This window comes from Chitinophaga sp. 9-1-y (assembly GCF_059511905.2).
The window spans coordinates 5,467,910-5,487,020 of the sequence record NZ_CM197955.1 but is presented as its reverse complement, the minus strand read 5'-3'; the positions used below and the strand labels follow the sequence as shown (position 1 = coordinate 5,487,020).

Here is a 19,111-nt window from a genome sequence, read left to right as displayed (position 1 = left end):
ATATTTTTTTAGAAATCAAGCGATAAGTGAAATTGCAGGCGTTTGGAAGATGGGTAAGGCGCTACGTCTATCCCTGATCCGAAACCAGTACCGAAGTTGGATACTTCCGGATCATATCCTTTATAGGGAGTCCAGGTAAAGTAGTTGTTAGCGGAAACACCTACCCGCAGATTTTGTACCTGCCTTGCAATAGATTTTATCCGTATACGGTAATACAAGCCAATTTCACGGAGCCGTATATAGCTGGCGTCCTGTACATACATCCACGGGTTATCCTGGCGCACAATCCCTAAAGGTTGACCCTTCTCGCCTTTATCATCCCAATCAGGAGAAGTGCCGCCCGAGTCGTATAGGGTTTGGGTTAAGTTGACATTAGAGTTTCCTTTCTTCCAGTGAAGGAGAAAACGCAGACTGAAATCTTTCAGAAAAGTGAATTCATTGAAAAAGCTAACCTGGAATTTAGGCTCCGCATCTCCAAATGGTACCAATTTTTTGTTGGCATCCTTGGCTACCAACTGTGTGATAGATTTGCCTTCTTCTATAATGATGGTGCCGTAGGCAGTGCCAAATCCATTGCCCTGGTCAAAACTGGGCACGTTCAACTTTAATACTTTAGAACGGTTCATCCAGAAGTTAAGGGTGGAGTTCCAGTGTATAGATGTATTATCAACAGGAATCATTCTTAATCCCAGTTCTATACCCCTGTTGCGGAGATTGGCACCATTGATCCACCTGGTAGAGAACCCGGTAGAACCAGGTACACGGGCAGCCATCAGTAGATCTTTGATCACTTTATTATAGAAGGTTGCTTCCAGGCCAATTCTTCCATGCAGGAAGCTCACATCCACACCACCTTCCAATTCTGTTTGCCGTTCAGATTTTATGTTGCCGTCGCCCAGTGAAATATTGATGAGGGAGCCAGGCAACCCACCAATGTTGTTCACAGGTAAGGTGGTAAAGCGACTGTTGAAAGAAGGAAATCCGCTACTTTCACCATAAGCTACACGCAGTTTCAGATCGTTGAGTACGGACCCTTCCCAGCCAGTCATCCGGGTGATATTCCAGGAAGCATTGGCTTTAGGATAAATATTATATTTTTTGTAATCCCCGTTATTGGTAGATTTATCGAACCGTACGCCCGCAGTGAAATTCAGGTAATCATTAATCGCTACTTCTTCCTGTAAAAAAATACCATCATTACGGAAAAGGTTACGGGTTTGTGTGGACCGCACAGAAGCGGCCTCGGATTCGCTGGATTGCCCGCCAATCAGGTTAGTGGCAACATTGATTAACTGATCAAAAGCGCCATATTCATGTGTTAACCCGGCAGTGGAGGTGAATGTCATTGACTTATCAGGCGTAAGCGTGTTCACCAGGAATACTGCCCAGTTGGTATTCAGATCGTTGGAACTGCTTTGCACATTATGTCCGCCCGTTCCCCTGGCAATTTCAAAGAAGAGAATAGGCGGAAATAAAGCCTGTGTTTTTTGATGATAGAAATCCACTCCTGCCCGCACAATGCCTTTGGTAACAGAATGAACAGACTCCTGTAAAATTACATCAGCATTTACACCCGTAATTACCCGGTTTACTTTCTCGTTATTCGTCATTAGTGCAATGGTCTGCAACGGGTTGGCACCATTAAATGGGTTTGGGTAAATACCGTTGGCATCAGGATGCAGTTCATGATACGGCCTTATATAGGACAGGTTAACGCCCACGGATACACTCTGATTATCATTATTCGTTAAACCCCTGTCAGATGAAGAATTGATATAGTTAGAAGTGAAGCCAAAGTTAACCCGGTCGTTTGCACGATGGTTGACATTTAATCGCAAACTATTGTTGGCATAACCGGTGCGTTGTATAATGCCATCTTCTTTTTTCATGCCGGCAGAAAATAAGAAAGTTGTTTTTTCAGATCCACCACTTACATTGATACTGGTGTTCCGGGTTGTTCCCCGGTTACCATACATTTCTTTTTCGTAGTTGTATAGTTTGCCGTTTTTCCGTGCCGCTTCATACCTGTCTACATTCCATCTCCGCTTACTTACCTGTGCAGTATCCAATATTTTCATTCCCAGCAGATGCGCTGCGGTAACAAAGCCATAGTCTTGTGAGATATTGAGTTTTGTTTTGCCTGCTCTTCCTCTTTTGGTAGTGATGATCACCACGCCTGCGGAGGCCTGTGATCCGTAAATAGCCGAAGCAGAAGCTCCTTTCAGGATTTCCACATTTTCAATATCCGCCGGATTAATATCAGCAATCCTGGAAGTGGCGTTGTCTTGTGTTGAAGTAGGAAACCCACCGCCCTGCGCACTGGTAACTGCATTCAGACCCGCAGAGATACTCCGGTTACTGACAATCACCCCATCAATAACATACAACGGCTGCGTGGTACCATACACGGAAGATACGCCCCGCAGTTTTACAGAAATACCGCCGCCCGGTGCGCCGGAATTGGAAACGATATTGGCGCCCGTAATTTTGCCGCTCAACGCCGCATCAAAAGTTTGTGCCGGCGCGGTACCCGACAACTCTTTGGCGGATACTACCGCCACTGCATTAGCCGCGTTTCTTCTTTTAACCGTGGTGGCCAGACCCGTCACCACAATTTCATCGAGGCGTGCTACGTCTTCTTCCAGGGCCACTGTAACTGGTGTGGCGCCCGGCTTAAATGTTTTGGTTTTATACCCGGTGAAATTAACAACGAGTACAAGATCAGATGGCCCGGCAATACTAAATTGCCCGTCGGCATTGGTAACAGTTCCCTGACGGGAATGTTGCATCATGACACTGGCGCCTGGTAACGGCGCTCCTTTGGAGTCGGTAATCCTGCCCGTATAGGTCCTGGATTGCCCTTGCGAAAAGAGCGGCAGTAACAGGTACAGGGTACTAAGCAGTGCTAGTAGTAGTTTTCTCATAAACATAAAACTTATTTTGACATTTCAGGTAGACGATTGAGGTTGTTGATATTGTTGTATAAATGGCATGGCATTGGTCGATCAATTCTTTGTCCGGGGGCATTGGACATAAATGTAGGACGCAACTTTTCACGAGTTACCCGGCTCCGGACGAACTGCTTTTTTTTATGATCAGGATGCGCAAATGGATGATTGAAATGAACCTGGGGTGCAACGAAAATTGAACTGGTACATTAATTTCATTATGTTTATAGGGGTAATCCGTTCGCTTGTTTCGGCAAATACCAACCACAGTGAACTAATGTTGCACTGCCGGAAAGGCAAAAACAGCCAGCTATTCTACCAGGATAAAGGGTAAAATATGCCAGCAAGATAAATAGGACGAATTTTTAAAACAGTTTGCTACAATGAAAAAAACAGGTCTTTTCGCAGGATTACTGGCTTTATCAGCCAACCTTTTCGGCCAGTCGGCGCCTACGCCTTATGGCGCGCTGCCTACTGCCGCTCAATTGAAATGGCATGAAATGGAAATGTACTGCCTGATCCATTTCGGCGCCAATACTTACCTCGACCATGAATGGGGATACGGCGATGAAGATCCTAACCTCGTAAATCCCGTACAATTCGATGCCCGCCAGATTGTAGGCGCGGCGAAAGCAGGCGGATTTAAAGGCGTGATTGTGGTGGCCAAACACCACGACGGATTATGCCTGTGGCCTACCAAAACCACTACGCATAATATCTCTCAAAGTAAATGGAAAAATGGGAAAGGAGATATCCTGAAAGAATACCAGCAGGCCTGTGAGCAACTGGGCATGAAACTGGGCGTATACTGCTCCCCGTGGGACCGGAACAATGCTGCCTATGGTACACCGGCCTACCTGGATATTTATCGTCGCCAGCTCAAGGAATTATACAGCAATTACGGTCCCCTGTTCACCTCCTGGCACGACGGCGCCAATGGTGGCAGTGGATACTATGGCGGCGCTAATGAAACCCGCAGCATTGACCGTACCACTTACTACGACTGGGACTCTACCTGGAATATTACCCGTACTATGCAACCTGATGCCGTTATTTTTGGTGATGTAGGTCCGGGCAGCCGCTGGCTGGGTAATGAAGACGGAAAAACCAGTACCACTTGCTGGGCCACCTATACCCCGGAATCGCCGGAGGAAGGCAAACGGCCCGCTAACGGCTATGTGAAATCTGAGTTGGGTATTGAAGGTACCCGCCATGGTAAATACTGGCTGCCGGCAGAATGCGACGTGGCGATGCGACCAGGATGGTTTTATCATACCTCTCAAAATCCGCAGGTAAAAACCTCCTCCGAATTGCTGGACCTCTACTTTGAAACAGTCGGCCGCGGCGCCTCGCTGGACCTGGGCCTGTCGCCCGACCAGCGCGGACTGCTCAACGACATCGACGTAGCTGCCCTGAAAGGATTAGGTGACCTCCTTCGCAAAACATTTGCCGTAAACCTGGTAAAGAATGCCACCGTTACCGCCAGTAATGTAAGAGGCAACAACACCGCTGCATTTGGTCCGCAACAAGTACTGGATGCCGACCGCTACTCCTATTGGGCTACCGACGATAACGTCACAACTGCCAGCATTACCCTGGATCTGCACAAGCCTCAAACGTTTAATATTATCCGCCTGCGGGAAAACATCAAACTTGGTCAGCGCATTGACTCCGTAGGAGTGGATATCATGCTGAAAGGCGCCTGGACAACTATCGGCGGCGCTACCAGCATCGGTGCTAACCGGTTAATACGTTTGGAGAAAAATGTTACAACGGATAAAATCCGGGTACGTGTATATGCGCCCGTTAGCATTACGCTGAGCGACATCGGGCTGTATAAAGAACCTCCTCACATTAAAGCGCCGTTGATAAAAAGAGAAAAATCAGGCATGGTAACCATCTCCCCTGAAAAATCCACTGAGCCGATTTATTATACCCTGGACGGTAGCGAGCCTACCTTGAAATCGCTGGTGTATAAACATCCCTTTAGCTTTGCCGACGGGGGAACTATTAAAGCCAGAAGTGCCGGTAAATTATTGATGGGCGATATTAAAACCCAGATTTATGGTATTGGCAAAAAAGGCTGGAAGGTTATCGAAGCACCTGCTAACAGTCATGCAGATAACGTAATTGATGAAAATGAACATACCGACTGGAATACGCTGACACCTGAACTGGCAGGGAAAATTCCGGTAGATGTAGCCGTCGATATGGGCGAAACACATCTGATCAAAGCCTTTACCTATCTGCCACGGCAGGATAAACAAGATGAAGGATTAATTGGTAAATATGCCTTTTATATCAGCCAGGATGGCCATAACTGGGAAAAGGCCAGGGCAGGCGATTTTCATAATATAGAAGCCAACCCGGTGCAACAACTGGTGATCCTGGATCATCCCATGAAGGCGAGATATTTTAAGTTCTCTGCGTTGCACATCAATGAAGGCGCCGGCGTTGCGGTGGCTGAGCTTGGAATCATTACGCGTTAAAAATAATAACGGAATACCTGGAAACGGGGTTTGATACGGAGAACGTATTAAACCCCGTTTTTTATTTTTGTTTTAGGTAGATAGGAATCCTCCTTTATGCTTTCTCCGCTTTTATTAAACTTTCTGCCTTTTTTATTGTTGATAATTCCAAAAAGATACTGTTGCTGAGGTGAATGTATGTAGATAGCTATAGTATCGTTGATTCCAATTTAAGCATGTAATAAATTTTTGCAGCGGAAATACTATGGGAAACTGCGTGTGGTCTGGCACGTACGGAGACCTATTGTCTGATTGTCATGAATGTTGGTTGATCCCCGGACAGTATGGGATACCCTGAAACCGATTTCACCTGCGATATACCCTCCAAATTGTGAACCTTATGGTCAATAAGTTTACCGTATCCTCATTTACTGCAAAATGGCAACGGCGACTGGCTGCAACGGGCGGTGTGATACATAAAAACTATGCGTGGTTGCTTGGTGCATGGGTTGCTTTTTTTCTTTCCTTGTCTGTTATTCCCGCCACCGCACAACAATGTACGGGTTCGTTAGGTGACCCGGTATTTAAAGAAACCTTCGGACAGGCGCCTTCAGCTGCCAAACCTACTTTAGGAGGTCCCCTGCCAGCAGGGCTTACCACTTATACTTACTACAGCCCCGGCGTAGGAGGCCGTCCCACTGGTCCCTATCCCGGACAATATACCATCAGCAATACCACCCGGGGATATAACAATACCTATTTCGTAGACCGCCCCGATCATACCAGTACAGATGGTACCGGCTATTGTATGGTAGTGGATGCGGAAGCAAGACCCGGACAATTTTACCAAAGAACAATTACAGGCCTTTGCGCAGGTACTACCTTCGAGTTCTCTGCCTGGATCATGAATATAAACCCCCAGAATGGCGTATCCCAACCCAGCCTGAGGTTTGATATCCTGGATGCCAATAACCCCAATGGTACGCCTATTACTTCTGTATCTACCGGAACGGTGCCTTACCAGAGTCCGGGTACCTGGGTACGCCAGGCGGGCGTGTTCCAGATGCCGTCTTCCACCAGTGCTGTTATCTTAAGAATTTTCAGTAACACCCCCAGCAGCAATGGTAATGACCTGGCACTGGATGATATTGCTTTTGCGGCTTGTGGTCCGCCTATTGCTTTTGTGCAGGCGCCCGGCGTAGTATGTGCAGGAGGAAACACCAGTTTGAGTGTGAGTTTACCCGTAGGTAGTTATTCTAACTATTATTTCCAGTTGCAGAAACGCCCCCTGGGAACTACCGACTGGAATAATGAAGGGGGTATTATTAATAACCAGGGCAATAATCAGCATGTTTTTCCGGTGACCAATGCGCAGGCAGGATTCGAATATCGTGTAGTCGCCGCCGGTGGTAGCGCAGAAATTAACAACCTCAATTGTCGCGTTGTTTCCAGTCCTGTAGAATTAAAAGTGATCGACTATACGGTAACTATTACCGGTCAGCAACCCCTTTGTTATAATACCGCTACCCAACTATCTGCGGTAGTTACCCCCAAAGCCGGTACCGGTACACCCACTACCGGGTTTACTTATCAATGGGAAACCAGTACCAATGGTACCAGCGGCTGGACCGTGGTAGCTGGCCAAACAACAGCTACGCTGAATACCGGGGCGCTCACAGCTACCCGTTATTACCGGGTAACGGCTACCGTAAGTGGTTGTCAGGGGGATGGTGTGTCCCGTCCATTCGTGGTGAACGTGAATCCCGCTATTACCGCTACACTGGGAGCAGTGAACAATGTATGCCAGGGCGCGGTGGTAATGGCTGTTCCTTATACCATTACTTCCGGCGCTGCAGACAAATTCAGTGTGGTTACTTCAGATATGCCGGGCTTTGTTGCCGTGAACAACAATAACCTGTCTGGTTCCCCGCTCAGTATTGCCATTCCGGGTAATGCACCGGCCGGCACCTATCATTTTGCCATCAGGTTCACCAACAGTACCACCGGGTGTAACTCCGACTCATATCCATTTACGCTGGTGGTAGATGCACCTTCCACCATTGCCTCCGCTGGCCCAAACCAGGAGTTGTGTGCGGTTACCAGCGCTACACTGGGCGGTAACATAGCCGTTAACGGCACAGGTACCTGGTCACAGATCAATGGGCCTAATACCGCCGTATTTGCCAATGTCAATGATCCTGCCACCGCCGTAAGTGGTTTGATCCCCGGCACCTATATATTTAACTGGAGAATCGCCAATGGAACGTGCTTACCTACCAATAGCCGGGTGCAGATAATTGTTGACCAGGCGCCTACTGTTGCCAATGCCGGTCCTGATCAGCTACAGTTCAATTCCGGTATATTTACAATGGCCGCCAATGCGCCGGCAGTAGGCACCGGTAAATGGACCGTAGTAAGCGGTACCGCTACCATCGACAATCCAACCGACCCACATACGATTGTTACTATTGCAGCCAATACTACTGCTACACTGGCCTGGACTATTACCAACGGCAATTGTCCGCCTTCTACAGACCAGGTAGTCATCACCTATACCCACGAATCCAGTATTAAGATTAATAAATCTGTGCTGAACTCCGGACCTTACCTGGCCGGACAAGACCTGGTGTACCGGGTGGTTGTGTCTAACGGAGGACCAAGTGATGCCAATACGGTGACTGTAAAAGACGCCATCCCGGCTGATTTTGTGGCAACCAACGTTACTTTCACCACTTCGGGTACTGCACAGATATTAACCAATTCGTCTACTAATACCCAGATAGATCTGACCGCCAAAATTCCGGCTACCAGTTCTGTGATTATTACTATTGAAGGTGATATTAAGTCCTCTTTTGAAGGAGACCTGACCAATACGGCTATCGCAACTTCTCCGGATATAACAGATCCTGCGGGCATCAGCAGCACGGTGACGATACCAGTACTACGCCGCCCATTTTTCTCGGCAGAGAAAAAGGCACCTGTTGCGGCAGTAGCAGGCGAACAAATCCAGTTCAGTATTGCGATAGATAACACCGGCCTGGGTGATGCCGTAGGCGCCGTTATTACAGACGCCATTTCCTCTAAACTCACTAACGTAAGTTGGACCGCATCCGCTACGGGTGGCGTGGTGATTACAGGCGGTGCTACCGGTACAGGCAACAACATCCGTGTGGTAGCCAATATGCCCGGAGGCGTGGTGGATACCGGTAAAGTATATATTACCGTTACAGGTACGGTGGACGCCGCAGCTACCGGCACGATCACGAATGTAGCTACCGTAACCGCATCAGAACCGGCTACTAACCCGGTAAATTCCAATACCACCAATACGCTGATCACCAGCTCACCAGGATTACTGGTGAATAAAGAAAGAACCAGTTCTGTTATAGCCATTGCCGGACAACGTATCGACTACGTACTCACGCTTGTAAATAATGGACCCAGTAACGCGGTAGGTACTGTACTCACTGATACCGTACCGGCTATGATCCAGAATGTTACCTGGACTACCACTACACAAGGATCCGCTACTGTTACCAGCGGGGCTTCCGGTACAGGCAATATCATTCGGGTAACTGGTAATATACCTGCGGGATCTACTAATCGTATATTGGTGAGCGTTAGTGGCACCGTGAGCCCTGATTATGCAGGTACTATCCTTAACAGGGTAACCGCCACACCGGCAGAACCAGGTGTACCACCGGTAACGGATGAAGATATAGCTACCGTAAAGAAGGCGGTGAAATTTAATATCACCAAGAACGGACCCGCTACCGGAGTAGCAGGTGAACCAATCACCTACACGGTAGATGTAGAAAATGAAGGTCCTTCCAATTCCACCAATACGGAAATCAACGACATTATTCCTTCTTCCCTGACAAATGTAACCTGGAATGCTACCGTATTAAAAGGAACGGCTGTTATTAAATCAGGTGTTACCGGCAGTGTGAATAGTGTAGATATAGTGGCAGACATGAATGCCGGATCTGCTATCAGGATTATCATTACCGGTACCATCTTACCTGCAACTGTTAACCCGATCAAAAACACAGCAGAAGTAACCCCTTCAGAGCCGAATACACCCCTGGTAAATTCCAATGAAGTAATTACCACTGTTAGTCAGCAGTCCAACCTGTCAATTACCAAATCTGGTCCTGATACGGCCAGCGCAGGTAACACGATTACCTATATCCTCAAGGCCACTAATAATGGCCCAAGTATAGCACGGAACCTGGTAATCACCGATGTAGTGCCTGCAACACTACAAGGTGTTGTGTGGGCAGCCACTGCTCACGGCAATGCGGTGATTCACGGCACACCGGGAGGAACAGGCAATAATATTTCCCTGAGCAGCGACATCGGTGTAGGTAGCAGCAACTACATTACCATCACCGTAAAAGGCACCATTGATCCGGCCTTCTCCGGGCAAATCAGTAACAAGGCTGTTATCACACCTGCGCCAGGCACCGGCACTGCCGATTCTGCGGTGAAAATTACCACCGTTAACAGGCTGCCTAAACTGGCCATTTCCAAAACAGCCGTAGACATCATGGTGGCAGGAGACAGCCTTACTTTCACTATCCAGGTAACTAACCTGAGTAACTCCGATGCACAAAACCTCGTTGTTACGGATGTGGTGCCATCTTCGTTGACAGGTGTACACTGGAGCGCTACTGCTGCAGGTGCCGCAACAATCAGTACTGCCAGCTCCGGCACCGGTAATAATATCAGTCTTACCGGATCCATTCCTGCCGGCAGCGGCAATATGCTGACCATCATTGTAAAAGGTAAAACAGATCCTTCCCTGGATGGATTCATTAATAACACTGCGCAGGCTACACCTTCAGAAAATGTACCGGCAGTAGCTGCTAACAAAACAGTAAGAGTAAGGAGAATACCAGTGCTGACCATCAGCAAATCCGGGCCAGCTACTTTAAACGCGGGAGAGGAAATTGTATACACGATAGCGGTAAACAACACCGGCGCTTCTGATGCACAAAACCTGACGATCGATGATATGATCCCGGCGATGGTACAAAATGTTACCTGGACTACTGCTACTTCCGGCGCAGCTACGGTTGTAAGAGGCGCCACCGGCAGCGGCAGCAATGTAAATCTCGCCGCCAATATTCCGGGTGGAGGTAATAGTGGTATCCTCATCTTTGTGAAAGGAACGGTAGATCCTGCGTTCAGCGGTACATTCTCGAATACCGCGGTTTACCAGCCATCAGAACCTGGTACGCCTCCAGGCAGTTCCAACGTGGTGGTAACAACGGTTAATCAAACACCGAACGTAAAAATAATTAAGCTGGGACCCACCAACGCCCATGCAGGGGATATGATTACTTATAACCTGCGGGTCACCAACCTGGGGCCATCTAATTCCATGAATACCCTGATCACAGATCAGCTGCCGGCATTGTTACAGAACATAAGCTGGACTGCCATAGCCAGTGGTGGGGCTACCATTCATACAGGGGCTACCGGCACCGGCAATGCGCTGTCTGTAGAAGCAGATGTTCCCGCAAAAACAGGAGTGGTTAATATTTCAGTTACCGCCACCATTCCTCCTTCTACACCTGCAGGCAGTATTCAAAACTTTGCAGTGGCTACGCCGTCAGCACCTGGTATCCCACCAGTAAATTCTGATACAGTAGTAACGGTGATTCAACAAAAATCAAACTTGCTGATTACCAAAATTGGTCCTTCCACCGCACGTGCAGGGGAAACGCTCAATTATGGTATCAAAGTAGTAAATACAGGCCCAAGTGACGCTACCGGTGTAGTGATTACAGATACAATCCCTGCTACCATACAGCATTCATCCTGGGCAGCTACCGCTGCCGGTGGCGCGGTGATTACTACCGGTGCGGGAGGTACGGGTAACCTGCTCCGTATTGTTGCCAATATTCCGGCAGGTGAAACCAATTTTATCAACGTACTCGTAAACGGTACTATTGATGGCAATTTCTCCGGTACCCTGATCAACAGGGCGCAGGCAGCCATTCCTGGCAATACACCGGTTACTTCTACTGCCACCACACAGGTAACCAGGAGCGCCGTATTACAGGTACGCAAATCCGGACCGGCATCTGCTGCCGCAGGTAGTCCTATTCAGTATACCATCGCCGTATCTAACAACGGTCCTTCCAATGCGACTAACGTAACCATTAAAGATGCCATACCTGCGGGCGTTATTAATGCCACCTGGATAGCTAACGGCGTGAATGGCGCAGTGATCACCAGCGGTAATACCGGCAACGGCAATATTCAGTTACAAGCCAACATACCTGCTACCTCGCTGGCCGCAGTGAATATCATCGTAAGCGGACAGGTAGATCCGGGCTTTACAGGTACTACTATTACCAACACCGCTATTGCGCTGAATGATCCTTCCATTACGCCGGCAGGAGATACTTCCACAGTAGTAACTTCTACCTACAGACAGGCTAACCTGGGTATCGTGAAGAGCGCACCTGCCGACGCAGCGGCCGGTGAGCCAATTCAATATACCCTGCTGGTCCGCAACCAGGGCCCATCCAATGCCATTGGTTTGCAGGTACAGGATGTACTGCCTGCAGGACTGCTCAATGTCAGCTGGACCACCAGCACTACCGGCAATGTGCAAAACATTACACCAGCATCAGGCAACGGTAACATTAATCTCACAGCAGATATTCCGGCTGATGGTAGCACCTTACTGGTAACCATAAATGGTATGGTATCGCCTGCACTTATTAATGGGGCTACGTTGCAGAATACCGCCACTGTTGGCTTCCCTCCAGGTAGCAATATCGTGGATCCAAACCTGGCAGATAATACCAGCACGGTTACAACAGTAATCGACAATGATCCGGTAGTAAGAATTGGGAAAACAGGTCCGGCTATTACACATGTGCTGGATCCGATTACTTACCGCATAGTAGTAACCAATGGAGGTTCCGGCAATATCACCAATGCCAAGATAGACGATATCGTACCAGGCGCCGTTACCGTTAGTTCCTGGACTGCCACCGCTACCGGTACCGCCACTGTTACCGGCGCTACATCCGGTACTACCAATAACATCAGCACTACCGGCGATATCCCGGTGGGATCTAATAATACCATCGTGATAGTGATCCAGGGAGTTGTGAACAATACGGCTGGCAACACCATTACGAATACCGCCACCGTAACAGCGGGTGCTAATAAAACAAGTTCGGTTACCACCTCTGTTGACCGCTCGCTGGATGTAAGCATCATTAAGAATGGTCCGCAACAGGTGTTGGCAGGAGAGCCGATCAACTATACCCTGCAAATATTTAATGCAGGACCACAACGCGCCAATAACCTGGTGATCACAGATGTGTTGCCCACTGCCATCACTAATGTTACCTGGACGGCCATTGCCCATGGCGATGCATCCGTACTCGACAGTGCAAGAATAGATAGTAGTGGAAATATTAACCTGCCTGCACAACTGGGACCAGGCGCTGCTAATTTCATTACCATTACGATCCGTGGTACCGTGAGCGGTACGGCTACTGCCGGCACCATCACCAACACTGCCACTGCCGTAGCAAATGGTATCACCGACTACAACCCGGATAATAATACCAGCAGTGTTACCACCACCGTGGGTGTATCTACTGGTGTACAGGTACGTAAGAGCGGACCATCACAGGCGGTAGGTGGAAATGCCATCACTTATAATATCATCGTTACCAACAGTGGTCCGTCAGATGCCACCGGCCTCAATATTGCCGACCTGGTACCAGCAGCCGTTACCAACGTAAGCTGGCAGGCTTCCGTGAATGGATCGGCCAGCGTTACCGGACCTTTCTCCGGCGCCGGCAACAACATCAGTACTACCGCCACCATACCAGGTGGTGTAGGCAACAATGTAACCATCGCCGTAACAGGTACCGTCGATAATGATTTTGCTGGCAGCATCCTGAATACCGTTCACGTAACCGGTACAGGTATCCCTGCCGTTAGCGATTCTGTTAGAACAAATGTTGCCAGGGAAACAGGTATCAATATCCGTAAAGACGGTCCGGCTAACATTACTGCCGGTGATAAAGTAACCTATGTGATTACCGTAGGCAATACCGGTCCGGGATATGCCCGCAATATGCAGGTAACGGATACCATCGACGCCCGCATCCTGCAACCAACGTGGACTACTCAAACCAGCAACGGCGCAGTGGTGAACAGCGGCGCCACCGGCAGCGGTTCATTATTGGCTCTTAACGCCGATATACCGCCTACCGGCAATGCTTTGGTGACTATAACGGTAACGGGTATACTATCCCCGGCCGCTAGTGGTACACTCAAAAATACCGCTACTGTTACACCTCCGGATCCAACCAATCCTCCTGTGGTAACACCGCCGGTAATCACCCCGATTCAGCAGCACCCAATGCTGGAAATTACCAAGAACGGACCAGGTGCACTGCATGCAGGCGAAATGATTCACTATACACTGCAGGTGAGCAACAATGGTATCAGTAATGCCACCAATGCACAGATAACCGACCAGGTGCCTGCTACCATCAGCCAGGTACAGTGGAGTGTACAAAACACTTCCGGCGGCGCTGTGGTAACCGCCGGCAACACGGGTACCGGTAACCAGGTATTGGTAACCGCTAACATGCCGGCAGGTGCCACCATACTGGTGCAGATAAGCGGTAAGGTAGATTCGTCTTTTGCTGGTACCATTACCAATACCGGTATAGTGATACCTTCTGAATCAGGCAATACACCGGATAGCAGTGCAATACAAACCAGGGTTACACTGCAGCCTGCTGTGAATATCACGAAGAGCGGCCCTGCTACTTTACAATCGGGAGAAAATATCAGCTATACCATCGTTGCTACTAATAACGGTCCGAGTGCAGCCCTGAATGCAGACATACACGATGCCATCCCTACTGCTATCAAACAAGTAACATGGACGGCCACCGCAGCTGGTAAAGCCACTGTCAACGGTACCTCCAGCGGCAGCGGTAATCTCGTGGATCTGCTGGCGAGCATTCCGCCGGGAGCAGGCAATAGCATCACGGTGCAGGTAACCGGTACCGTAGATCCGGCCTTCCGCGATACGCTGAAAAATAAGGCGATCATCACACCATCAGAACCAGGAGCATTACCGGATACTTCTGAATTGGTGCAAACTATTGTAACCGGTAATCCAATATTGTACATTGATAAATCCGGTCCTGCTACGGTGATCGCCGGTCAGAATATCAGTTATACCATCACCGTGGGCAACAGTGGTAAGAGCGATGCCATTAACCTGGCCATCACCGATACGGTGCCGGCATCTATTGTTGACGTACAATGGCAGGCAGTAGTAGACGGAGTAGCCACTATCAACGGTGCCGCATCCGGCAGCGGTAACAATATTAACCTGCATGGAAACATTCCGGCAGGTAATGCAAATTCCATTGTGATTACTGTCACAGGAAGGGTATTACCAGCTACTACCGGCACCATATTGAATGTGGCCAGGGTAACACCTGCAGAGCCAGGTGCAGCATCCGCGCAATCGAGCGCCAACACCACCGTGAATATTGTTTCGCTGCTCAATATCAATAAAACAGGTCCGGCGGTAATGACCAGGGGAGAAGGGGCCACTTATGTCATCAATGTCACCAACCCGGGCCCAAGCAAAGCCACCAATGTAGATATCACGGACCTGGTTCCGTCTGTGCTTACCAATGTAACGTGGACGGCTACACCGGTACGTACAACAGTGATCACCGCTGGCGCCACTGGCACCGGTAATAATGTGAAAGTTACAGCCGATATACCTGCCATTGATACCAGCGGTGTTACGATCGTAGTAAAAGGTACGGTCGCACAAAATGCACCGGCTGGTAGTGTGACCAACATTGCACATGCAGTGATCAGCAACCAGGGAGGAAAAGACTTCCCGTCAGCGCCGGTAATCAGCAAAATTGGTAGCGCGGCAGATTTGAGTATCACTAAAACAGGTCCTTTATCTGTATATGAAGGTGGCCAGGTAACCTATGTGTTAACTGTCAATAACCAGGATGGACCTTCCGATGCAAATGGAGCCACTGTGAGCGATATGCTACCGGCAGGATTTAACAATGCAGCTATCAGCGTACAAAGCAGCAGCGGCGGCGCCAGCAATATTCAAACCAGCATTAATGGCAATACCGCCAATGCCACACTGGGTGCATTCCCGGTAGGTGCGCAGGTCGTATTGCAAATTACCGGCATCGCAACAACACCAGGCAGCCTTAGTAACGTAGCCGTAGTGAATACGCCAACCGGTATGCCGGATACAGATAGCAGCAACAACACCAGCAGCACCGTAGTCACTACCGTTCAGGCTAAATCAGCACTGAAAGTAGTGAAAGCGATTACCCCTGCCACCGGCCCATATGAAGTAGGTCAAACCGTTACGTATACCATTACCGCCACTAATAATGGTACCGTAGGTGTAAATCCGGTGATCACAACTGATCAGTTGCCGGCAGCCACGTTGGTAAGTGATCCAACCTATTCCGCACCACCAAGAGGTACTGTCAATTACAACGCTACCCAGCGCATCCTGGAATGGAACATTGGTCTGCTCAACGGTGGAGAAACACTGAGCTGGAATTACCAGGTAACCATCAAAGGACCCGGCAGTATCCAAAACGGTGTGGTAATTACCGGCCCACCAGATGTAAGTACGCCGGATACATCTACCGTTATTATTCCGGTGCCGAAAAATACAGACCTGAAGATCAGTAAAAGCGGTACTGCTACCGTGTTTGAAGGGGGTAAAGTAACATATGTACTCACCGTTGACAATGCCGGTCCGTTAGCAGCCGACGGAGCTACCGTAAATGATGTACTGCCGGCAGGCTTAACACAAACCGCTATCAGCGTACAATCCAGCACAGGCGGCGCCGGTAATATTCAAAGCAGTATCACCGGTAATACGGCAACGGCTACACTGGGTACGTTCCCGGTAGGCGCGCAGGTAGTATTACAAATTACTGGTACTGCCCCAACGCCAGGTACACTCAGCAACGTAGCAGTCGTGAATACACCAGCCGGATTGCCGGATAAGGACAGCAGTAACAACACCAGCAGTACAGTTATCACTACCGTACAAGCCAAGGCAGCATTGAAAGTAGTGAAAGCGGTATCACCAGCAACAGGTCCTTATGTAATAGGTCAAACACTTACCTACACTATCACTGCTACCAACACCGGTACTACTCCGGTAGATCCGGTAGTGACCAGTGATCAGCTGCCGGCAGCTACCCTGGTGAGTGATCCAACCTACTCCGCGCCGCCAAAAGGCAGCGTTAATTACGATGCTACCCAACGTATCCTGCAATGGAACATCGGCGTACTCAATGGTGGAGAAACCACCAGTTGGAGCTACCAGGTAACGATTAAAGGACCAGGTAATGTTCAAAACAGCGTAGTGATCACCGGTCCACCAGATGTAAGTACACCAGATACTTCTATCGTGATTGTTCCGGTAGAAAAAAATACAGACCTGAAGATCAGCAAAACTGGTCCTGCTACTGTATTTGAAGGCGGTAAGGTAACGTATGTACTCACCGTTGATAACGCCGGTCCGTTAGCGGCCGATGGAGCTACCGTAAATGATGTACTGGCGGCTGGTTTAACACAAACCGCTATCAGCGTACAATCCAGCACAGGCGGCGCCGGTAATATTCAAAGCAGCATCACCGGTGATACGGCAACGGCTACACTGGGTACGTTCCCGGTAGGCGCGCAGGTAGTATTACAAATTACTGGTACTGCGCCAACGCCAGGTACACTCAGCAACGTAGCAGTCGTGAATACACCAACCGGGTTGCCGGATAAGGATAGCAGTAACAACACCAGCAGTACAGTTATCACTACCGTACAAGCCAAGGCAGCATTGAAAGTAGTGAAAGCGGTATCACCAGCAACAGGTCCTTATGTAATAGGTCAAACACTTACCTACACTATCACTGCTACCAACACCGGTACTACTCCGGTAGATCCGGTAGTGACCAGTGATCAGCTGCCGGCAGCTACCCTGGTGAGTGATCCAACCTACTCCGCGCCGCCAAAAGGCAGCGTGAATTACGACGCTACCCAACGTATCCTGCAATGGAACATCGGCGCACTCAATGGCGGAGAAACCACCAGCTGGAGCTACCAGGTGACCATTAAAGGACCAGGTAATGTTCAAAACAGCGTAGTGATCACCGGTCCACCAGATGTAAGTACACCAGATACTTCTATCGTGATTGTTCCGGTAGAAAAAAATACAGACCTGAAGATCAGCAAAACGGGTCCTGCTACTGTATTTGAAGGCGGTAAGGTAACGTATGTACTCACCGTTGATAACGCCGGTCCGTTAGCGGCCGATGGAGCTACCGTAAATGATGTACTGCCGGCTGGTTTAACACAAACCGCTATCAGCGTACAATCCAGCACAGGCGGCGCCGGTAATATTCAAAGCAGTATCGCCGGTAATACGGCAACGGCTACACTGGGCACGTTCCCGGTAGGCGCACAGGTAGTACTGCAAATTACAGGTACAGCGCCGGCATCAGGTACACTCAGCAACGTAGCGGTAGTGAATACACCAGCCGGATTGCCGGATAAGGATAGCAGCAATAATACCAGCAGCACGGTAGTCACTACGATAGTGGGTAAATCGGCGCTGAAAGTAGTGAAAACGGTATCGCCGCCAACAGGCCCGTATAGTGTAGGTCAACAACTTACCTATACCATCACCGCTACCAATACCGGCACCGCTGCAGTGAACCCGGTAATCACTACGGATCAGTTGCCGGCCGCCAGCCTGGTAAGTGATCCAACCTATTCCGCGCCACCAAAAGGCAGCATTACCTACGATAGCAGGCAACGTGTATTACAATGGAATATTGGAGCAGTGAACGGTGGAGAAACGGTAGTATGGAGCTACCAGGTAACCATCCTGGGGGCAGGCAAGGTAGAAAACAGCGTGGTGATCACCGGTCCGCCGGATGTAAGTACGCCTGATACATCTACCGTAATTATTACCACCGACCGGTACGCCAACCTGAAAGTGTTGAAGAAACAAAACACGCCAGCGCCATTGAGTGTAAACCAGGTATTGCAGTTTGAAGTAACGGCCATCAACAACGGACCAGATGTAGCTACCGGCGTAGTGGTGAAAGATGTGCTGGAAAGTATGGTAGGACAACCATTAACCATTACCACCAGCAAGGGATTGGCCACCTTTGATCCGATTTCTAAAACCATTACCTGGCAGCTGCCGGATATGGTATCGGGTACACAGGAAACACTCACGTTTACGGCTAAACTGATCAGCGGCGGAACCCTGAGCAACACTGCTACCATCCGTGGTAATGAAACAGACCTGGATCTATCTGATAACACGGCTACCATTACACAACCGGTGAATGGCGACGACATCTTCATCCCGAACATCGTGACACCAAACGGCGATGGTAAGAACGATCATTTTGTAATACCAGGACTGGATCGTTATCCGGGATCATCACTGATGATTTACAACCGTTGGGGTAACCAGGTATATCAGAATAAGAATTATGATAACAAATGGGATGGTAACGGACTCAATGAAGGTACTTACTACTATATACTGAAATTACGTACGGCGCAGGGAGAAAGAAATTACAAAGGATGGATAGAGTTGCTGCGATAATAATC

The 19,111-nt window shown here is 49.1% G+C and carries 3 protein-coding genes; 2 read left to right on the top strand and 1 reads right to left on the bottom strand.

Going from position 1 to position 19,111, the window contains the following annotated elements:
* Window positions 1-8: 8 nt before the first annotated feature.
* Window positions 9-2,924: a SusC/RagA family TonB-linked outer membrane protein gene (locus AC5ZC7_RS21630; RefSeq protein WP_496158967.1), complete on the bottom strand. Its 2,916-nt coding sequence runs from the start codon at window positions 2,922-2,924 to the stop codon at window positions 9-11.
* A gap of 407 nt (window positions 2,925-3,331) precedes the next feature.
* Here AC5ZC7_RS21630 and AC5ZC7_RS21625 point away from each other — a divergent pair, with 407 nt between their 5' ends.
* On the top strand, window positions 3,332-5,437 hold the full coding sequence (locus AC5ZC7_RS21625) for an alpha-L-fucosidase (RefSeq protein WP_496158968.1): 2,106 nt from the start codon (window positions 3,332-3,334) through the stop codon (window positions 5,435-5,437).
* Between the two features lie 379 nt (window positions 5,438-5,816).
* Window positions 5,817-19,106 (top strand): DUF7927 domain-containing protein, encoded by a 13,290-nt coding sequence (locus AC5ZC7_RS21620; protein WP_511911268.1) that lies wholly within the window; start codon window positions 5,817-5,819, stop codon window positions 19,104-19,106.
* The last annotated feature ends 5 nt before the right edge of the window (window positions 19,107-19,111 follow it).

Coding starts and splice junctions, on each gene's coding strand:
- AC5ZC7_RS21620 (WP_511911268.1), top strand. CDS start 5,817: ATGGTCAATAAGTTTACCGTATCCTCATTTACTGCAAAATGGCAACGG.
- AC5ZC7_RS21630 (WP_496158967.1), bottom strand. CDS start 2,924: ATGAGAAAACTACTACTAGCACTGCTTAGTACCCTGTACCTGTTACTG.
- AC5ZC7_RS21625 (WP_496158968.1), top strand. CDS start 3,332: ATGAAAAAAACAGGTCTTTTCGCAGGATTACTGGCTTTATCAGCCAAC.